Origin of the sequence: Bradyrhizobium sp. (assembly GCF_049691595.1) — a bacterium.
GTDB lineage: Bacteria > Pseudomonadota > Alphaproteobacteria > Rhizobiales > Xanthobacteraceae > Bradyrhizobium.
In genome coordinates this window covers 1-19,711 of the sequence record NZ_JBAVNZ010000302.1, presented here as the reverse complement: position 1 = coordinate 19,711, position 19,711 = coordinate 1, and the positions used below count along the sequence as shown (strand labels likewise).

The 19,711-nt window shown below is 64.4% G+C and carries 14 protein-coding genes; 4 read left to right on the top strand and 10 right to left on the bottom strand.

Annotated features, from left to right (window positions below; genetic code table 11):
• Window positions 1-292 (top strand): class I SAM-dependent methyltransferase (locus WCE35_RS13505; RefSeq protein WP_424593852.1); only part of this gene is annotated, 292 nt, incomplete at its 5' end.
• 88 nt (window positions 293-380) lie between these two features.
• Complete coding sequence (locus WCE35_RS13500) at window positions 381-1,415, top strand: cysteine synthase A (protein ID WP_424593851.1); 1,035 nt, start codon at window positions 381-383, stop codon at window positions 1,413-1,415.
• 64 nt (window positions 1,416-1,479) lie between these two features.
• On the opposite strand, the gene WCE35_RS13495 is transcribed toward WCE35_RS13500, so the two are convergent.
• From WCE35_RS13495 to WCE35_RS13480, 4 genes are read right to left on the bottom strand one after another with little or no spacing between them, the layout of a single operon-like run.
• Window positions 1,480-2,220: an amino acid ABC transporter ATP-binding protein gene (locus WCE35_RS13495; protein WP_424593850.1), complete on the bottom strand. Its 741-nt coding sequence runs from the start codon at window positions 2,218-2,220 to the stop codon at window positions 1,480-1,482.
• A 10-nt stretch (window positions 2,221-2,230) separates the two neighbouring features.
• Window positions 2,231-3,766 (bottom strand): amino acid ABC transporter permease, encoded by a 1,536-nt coding sequence (locus WCE35_RS13490; RefSeq protein WP_424593849.1) that lies wholly within the window; start codon window positions 3,764-3,766, stop codon window positions 2,231-2,233.
• Window positions 3,763-4,968 carry an amino acid ABC transporter permease gene (locus tag WCE35_RS13485; RefSeq protein ID WP_424593848.1) on the bottom strand — a complete coding sequence of 402 codons (1,206 nt, stop codon included), beginning with the start codon at window positions 4,966-4,968 and terminating at the stop codon, window positions 3,763-3,765. The genes WCE35_RS13490 and WCE35_RS13485 overlap by 4 nt, the downstream gene beginning before the upstream one ends.
• Before the next feature lie 19 nt (window positions 4,969-4,987).
• Complete coding sequence (locus WCE35_RS13480; protein WP_424593847.1) at window positions 4,988-6,004, bottom strand: amino acid ABC transporter substrate-binding protein; 1,017 nt, start codon at window positions 6,002-6,004, stop codon at window positions 4,988-4,990.
• Between the two features lie 347 nt (window positions 6,005-6,351).
• Here WCE35_RS13480 and metC point away from each other — a divergent pair, with 347 nt between their 5' ends.
• Window positions 6,352-7,542, top strand: a complete 1,191-nt coding sequence (gene metC, locus WCE35_RS13475) for a cystathionine beta-lyase (protein WP_424593846.1) — start codon at window positions 6,352-6,354, stop codon at window positions 7,540-7,542.
• Window positions 7,543-7,623: 81 nt separating this feature from the next.
• Here metC and WCE35_RS13470 read toward each other — a convergent pair whose 3' ends face one another.
• The 4 genes from WCE35_RS13470 to WCE35_RS13455 all read right to left on the bottom strand — a co-directional run bounded on the left by WCE35_RS13470 (window position 7,624) and on the right by WCE35_RS13455 (window position 11,353).
• Entirely contained in the window at window positions 7,624-7,941 is a 318-nt protein-coding gene (locus WCE35_RS13470) for a lipid-A-disaccharide synthase N-terminal domain-containing protein (RefSeq protein WP_424593845.1), read from the bottom strand.
• A complete protein-coding gene (locus tag WCE35_RS13465; protein ID WP_424593844.1) occupies window positions 7,934-8,683 on the bottom strand; it encodes a glycosyltransferase family 2 protein in 750 nt (249 codons plus the stop codon). Before WCE35_RS13465 ends, WCE35_RS13470 begins: the two co-directional genes overlap by 8 nt.
• Before the next feature lie 80 nt (window positions 8,684-8,763).
• Window positions 8,764-9,609 (bottom strand): phosphatase PAP2 family protein, encoded by an 846-nt coding sequence (locus WCE35_RS13460; protein ID WP_424593843.1) that lies wholly within the window; start codon window positions 9,607-9,609, stop codon window positions 8,764-8,766.
• A gap of 1 nt (window position 9,610) precedes the next feature.
• Window positions 9,611-11,353 (bottom strand): ArnT family glycosyltransferase, encoded by a 1,743-nt coding sequence (locus WCE35_RS13455; protein ID WP_424593842.1) that lies wholly within the window; start codon window positions 11,351-11,353, stop codon window positions 9,611-9,613.
• 150 nt (window positions 11,354-11,503) lie between these two features.
• Between WCE35_RS13455 and WCE35_RS13450 the strand changes: the two genes are divergently transcribed.
• On the top strand, window positions 11,504-12,322 hold the full coding sequence (locus WCE35_RS13450; protein ID WP_424593841.1) for an aspartyl/asparaginyl beta-hydroxylase domain-containing protein: 819 nt from the start codon (window positions 11,504-11,506) through the stop codon (window positions 12,320-12,322).
• Window positions 12,323-12,387: 65 nt separating this feature from the next.
• On the opposite strand, the gene pbpC is transcribed toward WCE35_RS13450, so the two are convergent.
• The gene (gene pbpC, locus WCE35_RS13445; RefSeq protein ID WP_424593840.1) at window positions 12,388-14,505 is read right to left on the bottom strand and encodes a penicillin-binding protein 1C; all 2,118 of its coding nucleotides are present in this window, start codon (window positions 14,503-14,505) and stop codon (window positions 12,388-12,390) included.
• Window positions 14,502-19,706 (bottom strand): alpha-2-macroglobulin family protein, encoded by a 5,205-nt coding sequence (locus WCE35_RS13440; RefSeq protein WP_424593853.1) that lies wholly within the window; start codon window positions 19,704-19,706, stop codon window positions 14,502-14,504. Before WCE35_RS13440 ends, pbpC begins: the two co-directional genes overlap by 4 nt.
• Between the last annotated feature and the right edge of the window lie 5 nt (window positions 19,707-19,711).

Below are 19,711 nucleotides of genomic sequence, written 5' to 3'. Positions count from 1 at the left end.
CATCCAGCGCTATGTTTTTCCCGGCGGCATGCTGCCCTCGCCGCAGATCCTGAAGTCGCTCGGCGAGAAGTTCGGCGTTCCCGTTATCCGCGAGCGCATTTTCGGGCAAGATTATGCCAGGACGCTGGCGATCTGGCGAAGCAATTTCCGCGCGGCCTGGCCGAACCTGATGCCATCCGGTTTCGACGACCGCTTTCGGCGGCTGTGGGAGTATTATCTGTCGTATTGCGAGGCCGGATTCCTCTCGGGCAATATCGACGTGCGCCAGGTGGTGTTCGCAAAATCCGGCTGACAGCCTCGGCTCTCGCTGGCTTGTATGCTCCGCGGCGGTCCTTTAGGGTCGCCCAACAATTGGGCGACCAAACCGGCCATTTCCAGACATGACCATCCACAAAGACGTCGTCGAAGCGATCGGCCATACGCCGCTCATCCGGTTGCGGCGCGCTTCCGAAGCCACCGGCTGCACCATCCTCGGCAAGGCCGAATTCATGAATCCCGGCCAGTCGGTGAAAGACCGCGCCGGCAAATGGATGATTCTGGAGGCCGAAAAGCGCGGCGAGCTGAAGCCCGGCGGGCTTGTCGTGGAGGGGACTGCTGGCAATACCGGCATCGGTCTCGCCGTCGTCGCAAGCGCGCGCGGCTACCGCACTTTAATCGTGATGCCCGATACCCAGAGCCAGGAAAAGAAGGACATGCTGCGGCTGTGCGGCGCCGAGCTGATCGAGGTGCCGGCGCTGCCTTACAGCAACCCGAACAATTATCAGCATGTCGCCCGGCGCCTGGCCGACCAGTTGCGCAAGACCGAGACGAACGGCGTGCTGTTCGCCGACCAGTGGAACAACCTCGATAACGCGAAAGCGCATTACGATTCCACCGGCCCCGAAATCTGGCAACAGACCGGCGGCAAGGTCGACGCCTTTATCTGCTCGGTCGGCACCGGCGGCACGCTGGCCGGCATCAGCCGCTCTCTGAAGGAAAAGAACAACGACATTTTCATCGCCTGCGCCGATCCGCGCGGGGCCGCGATGTACGAGCTGTTCAAGCACGGCACCGCCAAATCGACACCGGGCGGATCGATCACCGAAGGCATCGGGCTCAGCCGCGTCACGCCGGTGATCGAGACCGCCAAGGTGGACGACGCCTTTCTCATTCCCGACGAGGAAGCCGTGCCTGTGATCTACGACCTGCTCGAGCACGAGGGGCTGTGCCTCGGCGGCTCCAGCGGCATCAATGTCGCCGGCGCCATCCGCCTCGCCCAACAGCTCGGGCCCGGCAAGACCATCGTGACCATCCTGTGCGATTCCGGAAACCGCTATCAGTCAAAACTGTTCAATCCGGAATTCATGCGTGCGAAGAATTTGCCGGTGCCGCAATGGCTGGAAAAGCGCAGCCAGATCGAGGTGCCGTTCGAGTAAGAGGCGAATGGCGAGTGGCGAATAGCGAGTGGAATCCTTATTCGCCATTCGCTATTCGCCCAACTCACCTTAATATCTGGCTCAGGAACAGCTTCGTCCGGGCATGCTGCGGATTGGCGAAGAAATTTTCCGGCGTGTTCGACTCGATGACCTGGCCGGCGTCCATGAACACGACGCGGTTGGCGACTTCGCGCGCAAAGCCCATTTCGTGGGTGACGACCAGCATGGTCATGCCCTCCCTGGCGAGGTCGACCATGGTGTCCAGCACTTCCTTGACCATTTCGGGATCCAGCGCCGAGGTCGGCTCGTCGAACAGCATGACCTTCGGGTTCATGGTCAGCGCGCGTGCGATCGCGACGCGCTGCTGCTGGCCGCCCGACATCTGACCCGGATATTTGTTGGCCTGTTGCGGAATCTTCACCCGCTCCAGGAATTTCATCGCGCTGGCTTCGGCATCCTTCTTCGGGATGTTGCGAACCCAGATCGGCGCCAGCGTGCAGTTGTCGAGCACGGTCAGATGCGGAAACAGGTTGAAACTCTGGAACACCATGCCGACTTCGCGCCGGACCTCGTCGACCCGCCGCAAATTCGGGCCGAGCTCGATGCCGTCGACGACGATCGTGCCTTCCTGGAATTCCTCCAATGCGTTGATGCAGCGGATCAAGGTCGATTTGCCCGAGCCCGACGGCCCGCAGATCACGATGCGCTCGCCCTTGGCGACGTCGAGGTTGATGTCGCGCAGCACGTGAAAATCGCCGTACCATTTGTTGAGACCGTTGATGCCGACGATCGGGTTCGCTGTCATGATGATGTGCTCAATTACGCTGGTGCGCGTTCAGCCTGTTCTCGACGAACAGCGAATAGCGCGACATGCCAAAGCAGAAGATGAAATAGATGAGGCCGGCGAAGGCGAAGCCGGTGAACAGCGTCGTCGGCGTCGACCAGACCGGGTCGCTGAAGGATGCCCTGAGCGATCCGAGCAGATCGAACAGCGCGACGATCGAGACCAGTGAGGTATCCTTGAACAGCGCGATAAAGCTGTTGACGAGGCCGGGAATGACGTGACGCAGCGCCTGCGGCATCACGATCAGCGCCGTCGTCTTCGACCAGGACAGGCCGAGCGCGCTCGCGGCCTCGCCCTGCCCGCGCGGGATCGCCTGCAGGCCGCCCCGAACCACCTCGGCCTGGTAGGCACCGGCGAACAGCGCGATGCCGATCAGGGCCCGCATCAGCCCATCGATGGTGAAGCCGGTCGGCACGAACAGCGGCAGCATGTAGGTGGCGAAGAACAGCACGGTGATCAGCGGGACGCCGCGCCAGAATTCGATGAAAGCGATCGAGAAAATGCGGATCAGCGGAATCGTCGAGCGCCGGCCGAGCGCCAGTGCGATACCGACCGGCATTGACGCGACGATGCCGGTCACCGACACCACCAGGGTCACCAGCAAGCCACCCCACAGCCGGGTATCGACGACCGGCAATCCGCCGCGCTCGAGCCCCATGACGGCTATGACGATTCCGATTCCAGCGAAGATCGCAAGACCAATGATCAGGGGCCGCCAGCCGGCGCGCGTGCCTCCGCCCAACCAGAACAACAGGATCGAAACGATCGCGGCTGTCGCCGCAAAATCGAACCAGACCGGACGGCTGGACGTCTGAATCTGATCGCGCAGCCAGGTCAGCGGCCAGAGCAGCCACGAAATGATGGTGCTGAGCAGGCTGATCAGCTTGCCGAGCAACCACAGCAACGGTCCAATCACTGCCGTGGTCTCGCCGGCCGCCGCAAGCTTCCTTCCGCCTTCGCCGATGCTGTCGTTGAACCCTGACAGAAGCCCAGCCGTCCAACTGATGCCGAAGCCTTCCAGTCCGCCGCCATGCAGCAGAAAGAACGCGACGACGGGAAAAGCCAGGAAGAACAGCCAGGAATTGAGGCCCTTGGCCGGCAGCCGCGGAATCAGCAGCGGCAACAGCAAGATCGCGGCCAGGATGAAGGTCAGATTGACCCGCCAACGCTCCGGTTCCGGATAAAATCCGTAGATGAACTGGCTGAGTTTTGCCTGCACGAAAGGCCAGCAGGCGCCGACCGCATGGCCGGCGTTTTCGGCGAGGCAGGCGTTGCGATCCGTGCCGCTCCAGACCGCGTCCACCAGCAGGAATTTCAGCGCGGGAACCACGATAAACCACAGCAACAGCAGGCTTGCGATCGTGATCAAGATGTTGGTCGGTGAATTGAACAGTTTTGTGCGCAGGAAGCCGACCAAGCCGGTGGTCTTGATTGGCGCCGGGCGCTCGGGAACGAGTTCCTGCCTGACAAAGGAGGCGGCGGCGATATCGCGGGTGATATCGCTCATGGGCCGAGACTCCTGCCAAGCCGCCATCCGTAGAAACTCATGATCGCGCTCGTCACGAGCGAGATCAGGAGATAGACGCCCATGGTGATGCCGATGATTTCAATCGCCTGCCCGGTCTGGCTCAGCGTGGTTCCCGCGAATACCGAGACCAAATCGGGATAGCCGATCCCCACCGCCAGCGAGGAGTTCTTGGTCAAATTGAGATACTGGTTGGTCAGCGGCGGCAGGATCACGCGCAGCGCCTGCGGGATCACGATCAGCCGCAGCACCGATCCCCGTTGCAGGCCGAGCGAGGAGCCGGCTTCCATCTGCCCCTTGTGGACGGACAGAATGCCGGCGCGCACGATCTCGGCGATAAAGGCCGCGGTATAGGTCGACAGCGCCAGCGTCAGCGCGACGAATTCCGGGATGACGCGCGAGCCGCCGGCAAAATTGAACCCCTTGAGCACCGGCACCTCAAACGACACCGGCGCGCCGAAGATCAGCGCGGACAACAGCGGCAGGCCGATCAAAAGGCCGAGCCCATAGGGCCAGACCTTGATCACCTTGCCGCTTTCGAACAGTTGCCGGCGCGCATGGCGCCACAACACGATGGCGGCAATGATCGCGATCAGGATGGCAAGAACGAAGGGCTCGAACCCGGGATTGCCGATCGGCTTCGGGATCACCAATCCGCGATTGCTGAGAAAGAAGATATCGAGCAGCCCGATGCTCTGCCGGGGGTTGGGCAGTGCCGACAGCACGGCGAGATACCAGAACAGGATCTGGAACAAGAGCGGCAGATTGCGCACCAGTTCGACATAGCCGCCGGAGATTTTCGACAACAACCAGTTCGGCGACAGCCGGCCCAATGCGACGAGAAATCCGATCAGGGTGGCGAAGAAAATGCCGATCACCGAGACCATGAGCGTGTTGAGCAGACCGACGAAGAAGACGCGGGTGTAGGTATCGGATCCCGAATACGGGATCAGGTTCTGGCTGACGTCGAAGCCCGCGGTATTGGCCAGGAAGCCAAAACCCGCGGTGATCCGCTGCGCCTGCAGATTGGCGCGGGCATTGGCGACGATCTCGTAACTGATCCAGGCGAGGGCGGCGACGAACAGGATCTGGAGGACGAATCCTCCCCACCCCGCCCGGCCGCCGAGCCCGCGCTGCAGTCGGATGAGGAACTGCGATGGCGGTTTTCGGGGCTCGATGGCCATCGCCACGATCAGCCCGCGCTCAGCGGATCGGCGGCGCGTACTGGATACCGCCCTTGCTCCAGAGGTTGTTGAGACCACGCGCGATGCCGAGTTTGGAGCCGGCGCCGACGTTGCGATCGAAGGATTCGCCGTAATTGCCGACGGCCTTCACGATCCGCGACACCCAATCCTTGGTCAGGCCGAGCTGTTCACCAAGATTGCCGTCGGTCCCGAACGCGCGTTTCAGCTCGGGCTTGTCCGATTTCGCCATGTCGTCGACGTTCTTCTGGGTCACGCCGAGTTCCTCGGCATTGATCATCGCAAACAGCGTCCACTTAACGATGTCGAACCATTGATCGTCGCCATGGCGGACCATGGGGCCGAGCGGCTCCTTCGAGATCACCTCGGGGAGCACGGCATGGTCGGCCGGATTGGCAAGCTTCAGACGTTCGGCATAGAGCCCCGAAACGTCCGTTGTGTAAACGTCGCAGCGCCCGGATTCATAGGCCTTGACGGTTTCGTCGGCGGTACCGAATGCGATCACCTCATACTTCATGTTGTTGCCTTTGAAGTAATCGGCGAGATTTTGTTCGGTCGTGGTGCCGGTCTGCACGCAGACCGAGGCGCTGTTCAATTCCAGCGCGGAATTCACCTTCAGCGACTTCTTCACCAGGAAACCCTGGCCATCATAATAGGTCACACCGGTGAAGTTGGCGCCGAGCGAGGTGTCGCGCGACAGCGTCCAGGTGGTGTTGCGCGACAGCAGGTCGATTTCGCCGGATTGCAGCGCCGTGAAGCGGTCCTTGGCCGACAGCGGCACGAACTTGATCTTGGTCGCATCGCCAAGGATCGCCGCCGCCACGGCGCGGCAGATGTCGACGTCGATGCCGGTCCAGTTGCCCTTGTCGTCCGGCGACGAAAAGCCCGGCAGCCCCTGGCTGACGCCGCAGGACAGCATCCCGCGGTCCTTGACCGTCTTGAGGGTTTGCGCGGAGGCGGCCTCGGCCGAAAGACCGGCGGCAGCGGCAAGGGCAAGAACCAGAGATACGCGTTTCATGGGATAGCCTTTCCAGGGGGGTCGTCCGGGGAACGATTACTCATTGTCGCGCGCATGCCAATCGGCCAACCCGATGATCTCTTGCCAAAACGTCAATCCGGCCGGCAGTTTGACCTGACATTCGACCTGGCAATGGATCAAAGGTCGCGGCAAGCCCCTCAACCATGCGGCGACTGGATAGATGGCGCGCATCACAGAACGACTGGCGGGCCGGGTCAAGGGGTTGACGGCCCTCTTCTGTCTCCTGTTAGTAAACATGTGTCCTGTTAGTAACAAACCCGGCCCGGACCTGCCTCTGTCCTGATGCACAACGGCTGCGGCAAAAAGTCCTTGGTGGCGGCGAGCGCATGAGTTTTTCGAACGACGGACCGTCCAGGTCGCATCAAGCCGAAACCCTACTGGTGACGGCGGGCCGCGACACCAGGGCGCAAAAGGGCTTCGTCAACCCCCCCGTTGTCCACGGCTCCACAGTGCTCTACCCGACCGCGGAAGACCTGCACGCCCATCGCGGCGAATTCCAGTATGGCCGCCACGGCACCCCGACCACCAGGGCGCTGCAGGACGTGCTGATGGCGCTGGAAGGCCCGCAATGCGCCGGCGTCGGCCTTGCGCCGTCGGGCCTCGCCGCGATCACCACGACCCTGCTTTCGGTGCTGAAAGCCGGCGATCATCTTTTGGTTTGCGACAACGTCTACCGGCCGTCGCGGAATTTCTGCAACGGCATGCTGGCCCGCTATGGCGTCGAGACCACTTATTTCGATCCCCTGATCGGCGCCGCCATCGAACAACTGTTCAGGCCGAACACCAAAGCGGTGCTGGTCGAGGCGCCCGGCTCGCAATCCTTCGAAATGCCCGACATTCCCGCCATCGCCTCCGTCGCGCATGCGCATGGCGCGCTGGTCATCGATGACAATACCTGGGCGACGCCGCTGTTTCATCGTTCGCTCGAGCAAGGCGTCGATATCAGCATGCAGGCCGCCACCAAATATATCGGCGGCCATTCCGACATCATGTTCGGCACGGTCTCGGCCAACGCGAAGGCGTGGCCGCAGCTTGCCGAGGGCATCCGCCTGCTCGGCGTTTGCGCCGGACCGGATGACGTCTACCTCGCGCTGCGCGGCGTGCGCACGCTCGCAGTGCGGCTGGCGCAGCACCATCGATCAGGCATTGAAATGGCGCGCTGGCTCGCGACGCGGCCGGAAGTGATGCGGGTGCTGCATCCCGCGCTCGAAAGCGATCCCGGCCACGCGATCTGGAAACGCGACTTCACCGGCGCATCCGGCCTGTTCAGCATCGTGCTGAAACCCGCGCCGCCAAAAGCCGTCGATGCCTTGCTCGATGCGGTAAAACTGTTCGGCATGGGCTATTCCTGGGGCGGCTTCGAAAGCCTCGTCATTCCCTTCGACTGCGACGGCTATCGCACCGCCACCAAATGGGCGCCGGGCGGCCCGAGCTTGCGGCTGCATATCGGGTTGGAGAACGTCGACGACCTCAAGGCCGATCTCGAACGCGGATTTGCCGCCTTCAATGCCGCCTGAGACCGTCCTGAAACAGCCCTCGATAGATCGATGATTTCATCGATGATCTCAAAGTCCTTGCTGACCAGAGCCGCGCCAAGCTCAGTTGCCGGCTGACGCCCGCCGCCTGTTGATGGCGATGAAATACAAATTGCGCACATAGACCACGAGCCCCAGCGCCTGGCCGGCGATGAAGACGGGGTCCCTTCGATACAGCGCATAGATCAACAGCAGCACGCCGCCGCCGATCGAGAAGAACCAGAACGCCACCGGGATCACGCTCTTGCGCGCGCGTTCGGAGGCGATCCACTGCACCACGAAGCGCATGGTGAAAAGGCCCTGCGCGATGAAGCCGAGCACCACCCAGGCGTCGAACCTGATGACGAAGACGTCGTGCAGATAGTCGAGCAGGTCAGTCATGAAAAACCTCGGTCGCAACGGGCGTCGGTTTCTTGCGGCGGATCAGCCACCACACGCCGGCGAGATCCATGATCCCGATCCATAACCGGTCGAAGAAGCCATAGTTTGACACGCCGGAACGGCGCGGGCGGTCGATCACGTCGACATAGCCGATGTCAAACCCTTCGCGGCGGACCAGCGCCGGCAGGAAGCGATGCAGGCCGTCGAAATAGGGCATCGACAGGAAAACCTCGCGCGGAAATGCCTTCAGCCCGCAGCCGGTATCGCGGGTGCCGTCGCGCAGGATGACTCCGCGCACGGCGTTGGCGATGCGCGACTGCATTTTCTTGAAGCCTGTATCCTTGCGGCCGACCCGCTGGCCCGCGGCAAGGCCGATGCGGCCGCCGCCGGCTTCGATCGCCGAGATCAGGTCCGGCAGGAACGCGGGATCGTTTTGCCCGTCGCCGTCGAGCGTCGCTACGATGGCGCCGCGCGCGGCGCGGACGCCGCTGCGCACCGCCGCCGATTGTCCGCTCGAATTGGCATGCCGAAGCTGCCGCAGGTTCCGGCGCTGCTTCATGATCGCGGCAAGCCGCTCGGCGGTGGCGTCGGTCGAGCCATCATTGACATAGATGATCTCATAGGCCCAGCGGCCGTCGAGCGCGCCGGTGATTTCCGCAATCAGCGGGGCGATATTCCCGGCTTCGTTGCGCACGGGCACAACGACGGAAACGGCCACCGCGGCTTTGTCGGAACAAGGCAAATCGTCACTCTCGGCTTGAATGGGGCTGGATGGCCTGCGGCGGCGGGGACCGCCAGCCAGGCCGTCGCGGCGTCCGCTTCTTATGGGGCGAATGCGCCCCGGGCAACCCTTTTGACGCGGCCCGGCGAGGGTCCGGCCAGCGGCACAATCGTGCCGTCACCGTGGATCGCAAATCCCAGCCGGCGGGCGGCGAACCAGTAACGGACGGCCATCGCGCCGATGACGCCAACCAGCGCACCGGCAACCACGTCGCTCGGGTGATGGGCCAGCAGCACCAGCCGGGTGGCCGCGATCAGAACCGCGTAGAGGATCATCGCGATCCGCGCCCGCGGCCAAACCGCGGAGACCGCAAAAGCCAGCGCAAAGCTGGTAACGGCGTGGCCCGACGGGAGACTGGCATAGGCCTCGGTGCCGACGAAGGGCGAAAAGTTGAAGGCATCGGCTTCGCCGCCGACAAAGGGCCGGCCGCGGCCGACGATCCATTTGATCAGCTCGCCGGCGAGAACGGGTACCAGCACGGCGAAAAACAGAAACTGGAGGCGCGTTCCCAAACCCAGCAGCAGGGATCGCTGGATTCCACGCAGCGCCGGCGAGATGATGGCAACCGTGACCAACAGCCCCGCGAGCGCCCACAGCACATAGGCCGATTTACCGAAATCGGTCAGGATGCGAACCGGCCAGAGGCTGGCGGTGCCGCGCGGCGGCATCCAGCGGATCTCATGCGCGTCGAGCGCAACCATCAGCGCGATGACGGCGGCTCCGACCATCACCATCAGAAGAAGGACATGACGTGCCGAGCGCCGCGCGGCTTCCGCGCGGCGCGAATGCGATGGCGCACGTACAAGTTGGGCGGATGACCGCCACAGCAGGGTGACGAAACGTGACAGATAATTGCTGGATTCGCCGGTGCCGACCTGCGCAGGCATCTTACTCCGTACCTTCGGAGCGGAAGATGGCGATGGAGATCGCCCTGCCCTGTGAAATGTTGTAGCCGTCGATGCGCGTGGCGACATTGTAACGCAGCCCGATCGCCTCGGCGCGCTGCACGAAGTTGCGTTCCGAGCGCGCTTCCACCAGCGCGAACCGGCAGCTGCCCTGGCCGAGAAAATCCGCGGCGCCCGATCCGTCGGTCAGCGTGGTGTCGGTACCGGTCATGAAGACGAGGCTCGGCTCGTGAAAGCCCGCGGCGGCGGCCTTCGGCCCGACGCAAACGACGTTGCGCAGGGCGCGCGCGACCTCGGCGGAGGGAAACAGCGTCGTCAGCGACGGCACCACGACGCCATAGATTCCGGCCGCCAGCAACATGGCCGCGATCGCCGCGTTCAAAAACGACCGCTCGGCGCGGCTGTCCTCGAACAGCCACCAGGCAAACAGGCCAAAAATCATCGCCGCCGCCAAGATCGGCCAGGCCGGAAACACCGGCTGATGCGTCAGCTTGATCGCGCCGGCAATGGCGATCACCGACGCGATCGCGGGAATCGCGAACCACCAGGCCGCGCCGCGGCGCAACCAGGATCGCGACAACACCCGGCGTTCGAGCGCGCCGGCCGTCAGGATCGCGATCGCGGGATAGAGCGGCAGCACATAGTGCGGCAACTTGGTCAGCACCAGTTCGAACACGATCCAGGACGGGACCAGCCACGCCAGCAGATATTGCGCGCCGGGCTCCCGCCGCGCCCGCCAGACCGCGGGCGCAGCCATCCCGGCGAGCGGCGCCCCCGGCCAGAACGTCACCCAGAACAGCAGCAGATAGAGCCCCGGCGGCGCGCCATGGGATTCCTGCGCCGCGAGCTTGCTCAACATGTCGCCGCCGACTGAATCGGAGAAGAACGCATCGCCGGCGCGCCAGAAGATCGCGACGAACCAGGGCAGCACCAGCACCAGGAGCCACGTCAGGCCCCAGACCGGGCGCATGCGCCAGAACCAGACCGCAGTGCGGTCAAGGATCGCCAGCACCGCGATCGTCAGCCCGACGAACATCAGGATCAGCGGCCCCTTGAGCAGAATGCCGCCGGCCAGCGCGGTCCAGAAAATCGTCGGATACGACCATGGCGGATGCGCGGGATCCTCGCCGCGCTGCCAGGACAAATACACCCAGGCCATCGCGCCCATCGCCGCGATCACGGTGAGCAGCAGCATCGCATCGGTCTTGGCCAGCCGCGCCTCGCCGCCGAGCAAAACGCAGCTGCACATCATCAGCGCGGCAAATGCCGCCCCGCGTCGCGTCACAAAGGCGAGCGCCGTCCAGTAGGTCAAGAGCACTGCGCCGATGGCGCCGACCAGCGAGGGCACCCGGTACAACCAGATGCGCAACTGCGCCCGCGGCAGGCCGAGCGCCGAGGCGGTTTCCACGGTCGCGGCCTGCAGCCAGTAGATGCCGACCGGCTTCTTGTAGCGGACATCATCCTGAAACCGGATATCGACGAAATCGCCGGTCTCGACCATCTGCTTGGTCGCCTGCGCGAACCGGGCCTCGTCGCGATCGATCGGCGGAATGGTGAAAAAGCCGGGCAGGAAAAACACCAGCCCGCACAGCGTCAGGAAGACGATCGCGCGCCAATGACTTGATGTGGCGAAGTTGAACGCAACGAGCAGCCTGTGGCTGGAATTCGCTGGTTTCGCAGCCTGTTGGCCTGCTCCAAAACGCCGGGGTTGGACGGTTTCGACCATGATGTTCGCATACGATGAAACCGCACTGCAAACAACTCCACAGTTCGCTCTACCCGGCAGGCTCCCCGACCTTGCCCGCCCGTCGCGGAAGTTTTAAGAGGGGCCCAAGGCAACTTGAGCCTCACCCGCGATCAAAATGGCGCTTCGAAGATGGCAATCGCTGACTATATCAGCCGCAAGCGCGCCCGGCGTCTTGGCATCGCCCTGATCGTGCTGGTTCCGGCGCTGTATTTTGCGCCCTACCTCACGCTGTTCTTCCTGCTCTGCGGCGCGCTCGACATCAGCCGCCATTTCAGGATCACGCCCGACATGGCGGAGAAGTATTTTCTCGGCAACGGCATTCCGACCTGGCTGTTGTCGCCCGTCAACCTCGTGGCCGACCTGCTGTCGGCGCGGAACCTCGGCGTGTACCGGCTGGAGGATCTGCCGGCGGAACATCGCGCAGAAATCGAGGCCTGCGTGAAGGCTTTTGTCGACAACGGCGATCTGATCAAGGCACGCGTCGCGGAGGTGCTCGGCGACAAGAAGCGCGGCATGCTGACCTTCAAATGGTTCGCCAAGCCGCAAGACATCACCGTCCGCATTCCCGCCTTCGAGCAGGACTATCGCTACATCAAGACCATCGCGGTCTCGGTGTTCAACGCCCGCGAAAAAACCTCCTGGCATTTCGGTCCGCTGCGCCTGACCTTCCGCGTGCTCTATAATCTCGATCCGATCGACAGCGACAATGTCTTCATCGACGTCGACGACAAGACCCATTACTGGAAGAAACAGCCGCTGTTCGTGTTCGACGACACTTTGTTCCATCGCTCGGTCAACGATGCCGACCAGCCGCGCTACTGCCTGTTCATGGACATCGTGCGGCCCAACCATTTGCAGCCGGCCTTTGATGCCGCGATCGCAGGTGCTGCGCTGATCGCATCCTCGTTCAAGACCATTTTTTACAAGAACTGGTCGTTCATCCGGTAGTGACGCAGCGATGCTCGCCTGCTTCTACCTCTCCCCGCGAGCGAAGCGAGGTAAATCGAACTCGCTCACTGCATCCGGATCACGACGGTATCGGCAGCGCCCGTCGCGTCGATTACCGTCAGTCGCGCAAAGCCCGGCCCGGGCGGATCGATCAGGCGCTGGCGGCGGCTGTCGATATCGCCGATGGCAACACCGTTCACCAGCATGGTCAGCGGCAGCACGCCGCCGGCGACCTTGACCGGCATCGCCGCGAACTGCCCGCTATTCGAGCGATCGACGTCGATCCGCGAGCCGTTCAGCGGGAACTGGATGCGCGGCGCCTGGTCGTTGCCGGTCCGCACCAGTTCTCCCAGCGGCCGGAAACGGCGCAGCGGCAGTGGCAACCTGGCATTGCTTGCGACCAGGGCGCCCTTGGGCGGTTTCGGCAGCGCTGCGGAGAGTTTGCCGGTGCGCGCAAGGGCGTCGAACAGGATCGGCGCGGCGGCGGTGCGGCCGATCAGGCCCGGCACCGGCGCGCCATCGGGCCGTCCGACCCACACGCCGATGGTGATGCGGCCGTCGAAGCCGACTGACCAGGCGTCGCGATAACCGTAGCTGGTGCCGGTCTTGAACGCGATTTTGTTGGGCACACCGTTTTCCGGCGGCGGCGTCCCGATCAGGACATTGCCGACCTGCCAGGCCGCGACCTGATCCATCAGGCGCAGGGCATCACGGTCGTCTTTGGCCAGCATGATCTCGCGCAGCGGTTTTGTAGTGCCAAGCCGCGCCAGTCCGGAATAAAGCTGCGCCAGATCCTGCAAGGTGACGCCGACGCCGCCGAGACCCATGGCGAGGCCCGGCGCCTCGTCCTTTGGCAGCACCAGATTACCGCCGGCCTGCTTCAGCCGGGACGACAGGCGGCTCGCACCGACGCGGTCGAGCAGCGCGATCGCGGGCACGTTCAGCGACAATTGCAGCGCCTTGCGCACCGGTACGGTGCCCTGAAACGTCATGTCGAAATTTTCCGGCGCGTAGGAGCCGAAGCGGATCGGCCGGTCGTCGATCAGGCTTTCCGGGTGCACAAAGCCGTCCTCGAAGGCGAGGCCATAGATGAACGGTTTCAGCGTCGATCCCGGCGAGCGCACCGCGCGGGTCATGTCGACCTGCCCGGCCCGCCGTTCGTCGAAATAATCCGACGAGCCGACCCGCGCCAGCACGTCGCCGCTTTCGTTGTCGACCGCGATGATCGCCACCGAGATATTTGGACCCTGAGCGACGGCGCGATCGCGCGCCAGCGCTTCCAGAACTTTCTGCAGGCTTGAATCGAGCGTCAGCCTGATGACCGGCGCATCCTTCATGGTCGCGACCGCCTGGTCGGCGGAATGCGGCGCCAGGATCGGCATCGGCTTGCGCAGCGCCGGCACCGGCGCCGCCCTGGCCTGTGCCGCGTCCTCTTCCGTGACAATGCGGTCTTCGACCATGCGATCGAGCACACGGTCCCGCGCGGCCCGCGCGCGATCCGGAGAGCGGTCGAGCCGCCGCGTTTCCGGGGATTGTGGCAACGCCACCAGCAGCGCCGATTCCGACAGCGACAGCCGTTTCGGCTCCTTGCCGAAATAGGCGATGGACGCCGCGCGCACGCCCTCGAGATTGCCGCCGAACGGCGCCAGCGCCAGATAGAGGTCGAGAATCTGGTCCTTGCTCAATTGCCGCTCGATCTCGATCGCGCGCACCATCTGGCGCAGCTTGGCTGAGATCGAGCGCTCCCGTCTTGGCTCCATCAGCCGCGCCAATTGCATCGTGATGGTCGAACCGCCGGAGACGATGCGGCCGCTCGTTACGAATTGAAACACCGCGCGGCCAAGTGCCAGCGGATCGACACCGCCATGGCGATAAAAGCGGCGGTCTTCGTAAGCGAACAGCAGCTTGAGATAGCCCGGGTCGACAGCGGTTTTGGCATCGACCGGCAGCCGCCAGCGGCCGTCGGCCATGGCATAGGCGCGCAGCAATTTGCCGTTGCGGTCGACGATGGAGGTGGAGACCTGTCGGACCTGCGCAAGCGGCAACGGGCCGAGCGAGGCGACCCAGGCGGCGAAGGCGCCGGCACCGATCAACACGGCCGCGACCGAAATCGCCGCCGCCTTCCCGATCCGCCGCCAGCGTCCCCCAGGGGTCGCCGGCGCTATGGCAGAGGTCTCTCTCATTTGGCCGGACGCACCTCGACCGTGCCGGTGCCGGAGCGGCCGTAGCGCGAGGGGTTGTACATGTCCTCGACATAGGCCTGTGGCAGCACATATTTGCCAGCCGATACCGCGCGCACGACATAGGCGACCGTGAACACCGATTTGTCGTCGCTGGCGCGATCGATCGCGGCGGTGAAGCGGTCATCGCGGAACTCGGTATTTTCCGGCTCCTCGCCATCCTCAATCCAGTCGAGCGTGCCCGAGTCGCCGGAGGAGACCAGATTCGGGTTGTCGATCTCGAACCCGGCCGGCAGATAGTCGGACACCATGATGTGCCCGTATTCCGGCTTGGGCTCGGTGATCTTCAGCACCACCGCGAAGCGATCGTTCTGCCTGGCTTTTGTGACGTCGGCGGGCTTGCCGTCGAGCGTGAAATAGCTGCGCTCGATCTTGAAGCCGTTCGAGGCCGCGGGCTCCGGCGTGACCGGCGAACCGCTGACCGAGACCACCGCCTGCACCGCGGCATCGCCGGTGTTGGTGATCTTGACCGGCTTGCCCGTCATGTCTTCAGCCTTGTAGCTGCGATAGACCGCGGTCTTGACCGGCTGCCCGTCGATATCGAGCGTCAGCATTTCCCTGGCGAGCGCGCGCGCGGCCAGCACCAGCCAGGCATTTTCCTGGGTCGAGGTGTATGGCGAGAGCCCGCGCGCCGCCTCGACGCGCTGAACCGCCTGTGTCAGCGTCGCGCGCGGCGCGTTGCCTTCGCTGGCAAGCGAAACCAGCGCCGCGGCATCGCGCAGCGCCGAGCCGTAATCGACGCGGCCGAACTCGAGCACCGGTTTGGGCGAGAGCGCTTCGAGCGCCGCCGCATAGACCCGCTCCGCCCTCGCCCTGTCGCCGACCAGCGCCAACGCCGCCGCCAGTTGCGACTTGGCAATGGGCGTCGACAGATTGCCGAGCTTGGTGTCGGCGAGGTAGCGCAGATCCCCGATCGGGGCGGCGCCGTTGCGCGCGAGCACATAGAGGCCGTAGGCGAGGTCGCGGCCGCCGTCCTTCTCGGGCTCGTTCGCATTGACGACCGCATTGCGGATGCGATCAAGCGCGTTCCTGAACAGCACGTCCGGCACCGCAAAGCCCTTTTCGCGGGCGCGGGTCAGGAAATCCGTCACGTAGGCATCGAGCCAGGCATCGTCGCCGCCGGCCGACCAAAGGCCGAACGAGCCGTTCGAGCCCTGGCGCGCCAACAGCCGATCGATGGCGTCCTTGATACGCTGATCGACCGCGGTATCCATCGCCAGATGCGCGCCGGCCGCGAGATCGTTGACATAAAGCAGCGGCATCGCGCGGCTGGTGATCTGCTCGGAACAGCCGTGCGGATAGCGGTCCAGCGCCTTCAGGATGGTCGCCGCATCGAGCGCGGTGGAGAGACTGGCCGACAGCGAGACGCTGCCGGTGCCGGAGACCAGATCGGAGAACATGTCCGAGGTCAGGGTCAGGCTTTCGCCTTTGGCCAACGTGCGGATCGAGCGGCGCGCGAGGATTTGCGTCGCCGCCTTGACGTCGAGCGCGTAGTGCCGCGCCAGCGTCAGGCCGTTCGGGCCCTTGATGTCGACGTCGAGATTAGCGGTCCCAGTGCCGCCGGCATCCAGCGCCAGCGACATCGAGGTCCGCTGCTTCGCTGCGAGCTTTACCGTCGTGGCGGGGTTGCCGGTCACTTTCAGCGGCCCGGACGTCTTGACCTCGATGGTGTAGTCGCCGGGCAGCCCCTCGACATTGTCGAGGTCGAAACTCATGGTGCCGTGGTCGCCATTGAGCAGGAAGCGCGGCAGGGTCGCCGTCAGCACCACGGGATCGCGCACCGTGACATCGATCGCGGCCCGGCCGAGCTTGGTGGCGCTCCATGCTACCGCCATCACCCGCGCCGTGCCGGCGAATTCGGGAATGTCGAAGCTGATCTCGGCAGCCCCGTCGGGACCGACGGTAACAATGCCGGAATACAGCGCCAGCGGTTTTTGCGTGGGCGGGCTGCCCTGCAGCTCGGCGCCGGCGGAATCGCCGCCGGTCCTGATCTGGCCTCGCGTCCCCTGCATGCCGTCGATCAACTGCCCGTAGAGGTCGCGGATTTCGGCCGTGAGCCGGCGCTGGCCGAGATAATAATCGTCGGGCGCCGGCGGCTTGTAATTGGTCAGATTAAGGATGCCGACATCGACCGCGGCTACGACAATCTTGGCGTCTTCCCCGGGGTTTAGTCCGCCAAGCCTGACCGGAATCTTCAGCGCCGTGCCCGGGCGGACCAGCGGCGGCGGCGACAGATTGACTTGAAGCGTGCGGGTCTTCTTGTCGATGCCGAACCATTTCAGGCCGATCGCGCGGCCCGGCATCCGCTGGGCCGCCGCGTCGAGCGGACGACGCAACGTGGTCATGACATAGGCGCCGGTGCCCCAGTCCTTGCCGACGGGGATCTTGACCTGCGCGGTGCCTTCCTTGACCTCGACGGTCTGCGTCGTCAGCAGCCGGTCGCCGAGCACGTTGATGGTGAGCTTGCCGGCCGAGCGCGCGTTGACCGACACCACCATGGTGTCGCCGGAGGCGTATTCCGGCCTGTCGATCGAGGTTTCCAACAGGTCCGGCGTGTCGGCGCTGCCGTCCGAATACCAGCCGACATCGAACTGCGCGGAGGTGACCGGTCCGTCCGCATCGGTCGATTTGACGTCGAGGCGGTAGCGGCCGGGCTGCGGCGAGAACGTTACTCGCGACGGCTTGTCGGCGGCGAGATTCAAATCGCCGTCGGCGACGCGGCTGGTTGATTTGACCGGCTCATACTCCCAGGACGAATTCTGCCGGTACCATTGATAGCGGGATTCCATCCTGAGCAGTTCGTAGCGCAGGCCGCTGCGCGCCAGTTGCTTGCCGTCGGGGGCGACGAACACCACGTCGAACTCGGCCTTGTCGCCTTCCGCGACGCTCTTGTCGGCGAACAGCGGCTTGACGCCGATCAGGGCGGTTAAGGGCGCCACCGGCAGCACCAGCTTGCGCTCGACGGCGCGGCCGCCGGCTTCCGCCATGCGAATGAAGATCTGGGCCTCCTGCGGCCGGGTCGATGACGGCGGTTTTGCGAGGCTGACCGGGAAGGTCGCGACGCCATTGGCGTCGGCCTCGGGCAGGTTTTCGATCGGCGTCCGTTCGTTGCCGGCGGTCTCCTCATCGGCGACACCGAACTGGTAGCCGGGATAGCCGGGCCGTCCGGCCGACGGGGCAACGAGCATGTCGCCCTCGAGCTGCAGGCCGGAAGCCGGTGCGCCGTAAAGGAAATGTCCGTCGACCTTGAGTTCAACGGGAACTTCAGCCCTGATCAGCTTCTCCTTGCTGGTGAGGTCGAATTCGATCCTCTCCGGGATGTAGTCCTCGACCATGAAGGTGGTCTCGCCGACGGAGGCGCCCTTGGGATCGGTAAAGGCGCGCACCCGCCAGGTCCCGGTCGGGACCGCGGAATTGAGCGGCACCGCCATGGTCCGGCCGCCTGCGCCCTGGTCTGCCAGCACGGCCCGGCGGAATTCGACGCCATCCGGCCGCTCGATCACCAATGTCAGCGGCCCGCCGGTCATGGCGTTGCCCTGCCCGTCGCGCAGCAGGGCCGTGAGGTAGACGGTCTCGCTGGAGCGATAGACGCCTCTTTCGGCATAGACGAAGGCATCGGCACCGGCCGGAACTACCCGCCCGGCGACGCCGCGATCGGTCAGATCGAACGCATTGGTTTTCAGGCTGAGAAAGGCGTAGTCGGCCTTCTCGCTCATGACCGTCAGCATCGCCGGTGACAGGCCGCCCTCGCCGCGCGCCAGGCCCGCCTCGAACAGCACGTGCCCGGACTCGTCGGTCTTGCGGGTCGCGAGAATTTCGTTGTTGCGGGCGACCAGCCGCACCTCCGCCTTGCTGACCGCTTCGGTCGAGGCCAGCGAATTGACGAAAACATGGATGCCGTCATTGCCGGCGAACGCCGATAGCCCCATGTCCGAAACGATGAACCATTGCGTCGCCAGCGTGCCGTCATCGTCACTGCCCGGCCCCTTGGCGGCGGCCGTCATGACATAGACGCCCGGCTGCAGGTCGCCCAAAGCCTGGTCGACCGGAAATGCGGTGATGACGTCCTGATTGAGCGTGGTGGCGGTCGCGAGCTCGCCGGACCAGACCTTGACACCCCGCTCGTCGCCGAGCTCGGTGAGCTGGTATCTGTTCAGCGTCCGCTGGAAATCGTTGTCGATCACCGTGTTGATCAGGTTGCGGTCCCCGATCCGGAACACGCTGACGGATACCGCTGACGTATTGACGCTGACCAGGGGAATGCCGCGCTGGCCGGTGCGCGGCAGCACATAGGCGCGGCCGGTGAAGCGGACGAACGGCTTGCGGTCGCGGACATAGACATTGAATTCGGCCGATTTCGGCAAGCTCTCCTTGACGGTAGACGGCAGGCCGGCGCGCAGGTTGATGTTGTAGCGCTCGCCGTGCTTCAGCCCATCGACGCAGAGCTGCTTGCCTTCCACCGACAGCGCCGGCTTGTCGGTGCCGGCTTGCGTGAGGTACGGCGCGAAATCGACCCGCTTTGCCAATTCTTCGGAGAACTGAAAACAGGCGCGGGGCGACGCCGAGTCGGAATCGACGGTGTAGTCCAGGAGTCTAAAACCGTGCTCGTCGCGCATCTTCTCGTACTGGCCGCGGACCTCGGCGACCTCGCGCATATCGAGCGACAGCCGTAAGCTATCCAGCGCCGGGCGCCACAATTTTCGCTCCGACAGCGCGCGGCCGAGCACGGCGAGCGCGTCGGCTTCCTCGCCGGCATTCCCGGCGCGCTGATAGGCGATGTAGGCGGCGGTCGAGGCGCGCTCCAGCAGGAAGGTCTGCTCGCTGGTAGAGGCCGAGCGGATCTGGAAGATGGTGCGGACCAGCCGCAGCCAGTTGGCGCTGTCCTCCGGCGTGGTGGCCGCAATCTGCCCCAGGATCTGCAGGCCGGTGCGAAAATCCTGGCGCTTGAAGGCGGCGTCGGCATCGGTCCGCAGCGTGCCTGCGGATTTGGCGACCGGCCCCGCCTCGCTCCTGATCTGGGCTTCCAGCTTGATCGCGGAATCGGCGAGATCGTCGCGTTTGAAGGCCTTGTCCGCCGCCTGCGCCGTGGCGAGGCCAAGCACCAGCGTGGCGCAAACTGTCGCGGCGCGAACCAAACCGATCATGATGG

Excerpts from the sequence above, each read along its gene's own strand:
- WCE35_RS13500 (WP_424593851.1), top strand. The coding sequence starts at position 381 with ATGACCATCCACAAAGACGTCGTCGAAGCGATCGGCCATACGCCGCTC.
- WCE35_RS13495 (WP_424593850.1), bottom strand. The coding sequence starts at position 2,220 with ATGACAGCGAACCCGATCGTCGGCATCAACGGTCTCAACAAATGGTAC.
- WCE35_RS13490 (WP_424593849.1), bottom strand. The coding sequence starts at position 3,766 with ATGAGCGATATCACCCGCGATATCGCCGCCGCCTCCTTTGTCAGGCAG.
- WCE35_RS13485 (WP_424593848.1), bottom strand. The coding sequence starts at position 4,968 with ATGGCCATCGAGCCCCGAAAACCGCCATCGCAGTTCCTCATCCGACTG.
- WCE35_RS13480 (WP_424593847.1), bottom strand. The coding sequence starts at position 6,004 with ATGAAACGCGTATCTCTGGTTCTTGCCCTTGCCGCTGCCGCCGGTCTT.
- metC (WP_424593846.1), top strand. The coding sequence starts at position 6,352 with ATGAGTTTTTCGAACGACGGACCGTCCAGGTCGCATCAAGCCGAAACC.
- WCE35_RS13470 (WP_424593845.1), bottom strand. The coding sequence starts at position 7,941 with ATGACTGACCTGCTCGACTATCTGCACGACGTCTTCGTCATCAGGTTC.
- WCE35_RS13460 (WP_424593843.1), bottom strand. The coding sequence starts at position 9,609 with ATGCCTGCGCAGGTCGGCACCGGCGAATCCAGCAATTATCTGTCACGT.
- WCE35_RS13455 (WP_424593842.1), bottom strand. The coding sequence starts at position 11,353 with ATGGTCGAAACCGTCCAACCCCGGCGTTTTGGAGCAGGCCAACAGGCT.
- WCE35_RS13450 (WP_424593841.1), top strand. The coding sequence starts at position 11,504 with ATGGCAATCGCTGACTATATCAGCCGCAAGCGCGCCCGGCGTCTTGGC.
- pbpC (WP_424593840.1), bottom strand. The coding sequence starts at position 14,505 with ATGAGAGAGACCTCTGCCATAGCGCCGGCGACCCCTGGGGGACGCTGG.
- WCE35_RS13440 (WP_424593853.1), bottom strand. The coding sequence starts at position 19,706 with ATGATCGGTTTGGTTCGCGCCGCGACAGTTTGCGCCACGCTGGTGCTT.